The organism is Arthrobacter sp. RIT-PI-e, assembly GCF_001187915.1.
In the GTDB taxonomy this organism is placed as follows: Bacteria; Actinomycetota; Actinomycetes; order Actinomycetales; family Micrococcaceae; genus Arthrobacter_D.
Window position 1 is genome coordinate 1 of record NZ_LGIU01000005.1, and the last position, 3,603, is coordinate 3,603.

3 protein-coding genes are annotated in these 3,603 nt (G+C 70.7%); 1 reads left to right on the plus strand and 2 read right to left on the minus strand.

The annotated features are described in order from the left end of the window. Nucleotides 1–423: 423 nt before the first annotated feature. Both AC792_RS00285 and AC792_RS00290 read right to left on the minus strand, forming a co-directional pair. A complete protein-coding gene (locus AC792_RS00285; protein ID WP_049828609.1) occupies nucleotides 424–1,587 on the minus strand; it encodes a cystathionine gamma-synthase in 1,164 nt (387 codons plus the stop codon). A gap of 24 nt (nucleotides 1,588–1,611) precedes the next feature. Further along, complete coding sequence (locus AC792_RS00290; protein WP_049828610.1) at nucleotides 1,612–2,988, minus strand: cystathionine beta-synthase; 1,377 nt, start codon at nucleotides 2,986–2,988, stop codon at nucleotides 1,612–1,614. Between the two features lie 100 nt (nucleotides 2,989–3,088). Between AC792_RS00290 and AC792_RS00295 the strand changes: the two genes are divergently transcribed. Further along, nucleotides 3,089–3,603, plus strand: a 515-nt coding sequence (locus tag AC792_RS00295; protein WP_268753325.1) for an SLC13 family permease, incomplete at its 3' end; no start/stop codon positions are given.

Here is a 3,603-nt window from a genome sequence, read left to right on the forward strand (position 1 = left end):
CCCTCCTCCCGTGGCGGCGGGGCGTCAGGAGCCCCCGGGGGCTCCTCACCACCGTGGGGGTGATCGCCGGGGTGCCGGTGCTGGTGCGCGGCACCCCGGGGCTGTCCGTGCTCGCCGTGGGGATGCTCGTGGCGGTGCTGCTCATGTGGCTGCCGCCGAGCAGCGACTACTTCCAGCTGACCTCCCCGAAGGCGCGGCGCCGCTCCCGCCTCCCGGGCTCGCGCTGCCCGCCCCGCCGGCGGCGCTCCGGGGGCCCCTCTCCCTCCGCGGCCTCCCGTGCGGGGTCCCGGGGCACACCGCGTGGCGCGGCGGGGCCCGCCCCCGTCCGACCGCGTCGTCCCCGGAACGCGACGCGACCTCCCCCCCGCCCCGGAATGCCGAAGGGCCCCTCCGTCCGGAGGGGCCCTTCGCGAGGAGAGAGGTCTAGCGCAGGGCGGAGAAGGCCTGCTCGAGGTCCCCGATCAGGTCCTCGATGTCCTCGATGCCCACCGAGAGCCGGATCATGTTCTCCGGCACCGCGAGGTCCGTCCCCTTCACCGAGGCGTGGGTCATGTCCGAGGGGTAGTTCATCAGCGACTCGATGCCGCCGAGGGACTCCGCGAGCAGGAACACCTGGGTCGACTCGGCGATCTTCTTCGCCGCCTCGGCGCCGCCCTTGAAGGTCACGGAGAGCATGCCGCCGAAGTCCTTCATCTGCGCCGCGGCGAGCTCGTGGCCGGGGTGGTCGGCGAGGCCCGGGTAGTACACGCGCTCCACCTCGTCCTGCTCCTGCAGCCACTGCGCGATCGCCGTGGCGTTCGAGGAGTGGCGGTCCATGCGCACGCCGAGGGTCTTGACGCCGCGCGTGGTGAGCCAGGCCTCCATGGGTGCGGAGACGGCACCGACGGCGAACTGCACGAACCCGACCTTCTCGGCGAGCGCGTCGTCGTTCACCACCACCGCGCCACCGCTGGCGTCCGAGTGACCGCCGATGTACTTGGTGGTGGAGTGGATGACCACGTCCGCACCGAAGGAGAGCGGCTGCTGCAGGTAGGGGCTGGCGAAGGTGTTGTCCACCACGAGCAGGGCCCCGGCCGCGTGGGCGAGCTCCGCGGTGGCCGCGATGTCGGTGATCTTCATCAGCGGGTTCGACGGCGTCTCCACCCACACCAGCTTCGTGTTGTTCGCCTCGATGGCGGCTCGGACGGCGTCGGCATCCGCCATGTCCACGGCGGAGTTGGTGATCCCCCATTCGGAGAGCACGCGGTCGATCAGCCGGTAGGTGCCCCCGTAGGCGTCGTTGCCGAGGACGATGTGGTCCCCGGGCCGGAGCGCGGCGCGGATCAGGGCGTCCTCGGCCGCCAGCCCGGAGGAGAAGCTGTAGGCGTGCTTGCCACCCTCGAGGGCGGCGAGCTGGACCTGCAGAGCGTCCCGGGTGGGGTTGGCGGCCCGGCCGTACTCATAGCCGTTCCGCAGCCCGCCGATGCCGTCCTGCATGAAGGTGGTGGTCTGGAAGACGGGCGGGATCACCGCTCCCGTGACCGGGTCGGGCGTCTGCCCGGCGTGCACGGCGCGGGTGTTGAAGCCCTGGGTGTCAGAGTGCGTCACGATGCTCCTGGAGGTCGAGAGGTTTCACTTGCTCAGATACGTCAGCAAGTCGTGGCGCGTCAGAATTCCCACCGGGGATCCCACGGACGTCACCATCAGCGTGTCGCTGTCCTGCAGGCGCTCGCGTGCATCGCCGACCGACTCGAGCGAACCGATCAGGGGCAACCTGGCGGCCATGTGGTCGGAGATCCGGTCCGTCAGCTGCGCCTCGCCGGAGAAGATCTTCGCGGTCAGGGAGCGCTCGTCCACGGAGCCGAGCACCTCGCCCAGCTTCACGGGAGGTTCCTGCGACAGGACCGGGATGCTGGAGACCCCGTACTCGTCCATGATCGAGATGACGTCGCGCACGGTCTCCGAGGGGTGGGTGTGCACCAGGTCCGGCAGGGTGCCGCTCTTGGTCCGCAGCACCTCGTCCACGCTGGCGTCGTCGCCGCCGTCCAGGAAGCCGTAGGACCTCATCCAGTCGTCGTTGAAGATCTTGCCCAGGTACCCACGGCCGCTGTCGGGCAGCAGGACCACCACGACGGCGTCGGCGGGAAGATCCTTCGCCACGCGCAGGGCGGCGACCACGGCCATGCCGCAGGAGCCGCCGACCAGCAGTCCCTCCTCCCGGGCCAGCCGGCGCGTCATCGCGAAGCTCTCCGCATCGGTGACGGCGTGGATCTCGTCGGGGACCGTGGGGTCGTAGGAGTCCGGCCACATGTCCTCGCCGACGCCCTCCACGAAGTAGGGGCGCCCGGTGCCGCCGGAGTAGATGGAGCCGTCGGGGTCCGCGCCGACGATGCGCACCGGGCCGCCCGCGCGGTCGGCGGAGATCTCCTTCAGGTAGCGGCCGGTACCGGTGATGGTGCCACCGGTGCCCACGCCGGTCACGAAGTGGGTGAGCGTGCCGTCGGTGTCGTCCCAGATCTCGGGGCCCGTGGTCTCGTAGTGGCTCAGCGGCCCGTTGTGGTTGGAGAACTGGTCGGGCTTGTAGGCGCCGGGGATCTCACGGACCAGGCGGTCGGAGACACCGTAGTAGGACTGCGGGCTGTCGGGGGCGACGGCGGTGGGGGTGACCACCACCTCCGCGCCGTAGGCCTTCAGCACGTTGCGCTTGTCCTCGCCCACCTTGTCCGGCACCACGAAGACGCACTTGTACCCGCGCTGCTGGGCCACGAGGGCCAGGCCCACACCGGTGTTGCCGGAGGTCGGTTCCACGATGGTCCCGCCGGGCCCGATCTTCCCCTCGGCCTCGGCGGCGTCGATGATCCTCACCGCGATGCGGTCCTTCACCGACCCGCCCGGGTTCAGGTACTCGACCTTAGCGAGGACGGTGGCTGCGATGCCGTCGGTGACGGAATTGAGCTTCACGAGGGGGGTGTTGCCGATCAGGTCCACGATGGAATTGGCGTACTTCATGGGTACAAAGTTACCGTCTGAGGGGTCCACTCCCTCGCGCCCGTTACGCCCCGGGACTCGGTGCGACACATGCGACACTACGTCGCGGAACGGAGGGCACGTGACACGTCACACATTCGCACGGGCGATCCTGCCCGTCCTCGCGCTGGCCTGCGTGGCCACCGGCCTGCTTCCCGGCCCGGAGCTCGGAGCGCTGTGGCAGCGCATCTGGCCGATCCTGCTGTTCGTGACGTCCATGACCGTGGTCACGGACCTCCTCTTCTCGGCGGGTGTCTGCGACCGCACCCCCCCCCCCCCCCCCCGCCTCGCCCGCGGCAGGGTCCTGGCCCTGTGGCTCGTGACGGTGCTCCTCTGCGTCCTGTGCACCGTGTTCTTCTCCCTCGACACCACCGCGGTGCTGCTCACCCCGCTCGTCGTCCTCCTCGCCCGGCGCGTCGGGGTGCCGCCGTGGCCCTTCGCCGTGACCGTGGTGTGGCTGGCGAACACGGCCTCGCTGCTCCTGCCCGTCTCCAACCTGACGAACCTGCTGGTCCAGGAGCGGCTGCAGCTCGCCCCGGCGTCGTTCGTCGGGTTGGTCGCGGGGCCGGCCGTGATCGGCGTCGTGGTGCCGTGCGC

Excerpts from the sequence above, each read along its gene's own strand:
- AC792_RS00290 (WP_049828610.1), bottom strand. The coding sequence starts at position 2,988 with ATGAAGTACGCCAATTCCATCGTGGACCTGATCGGCAACACCCCCCTC.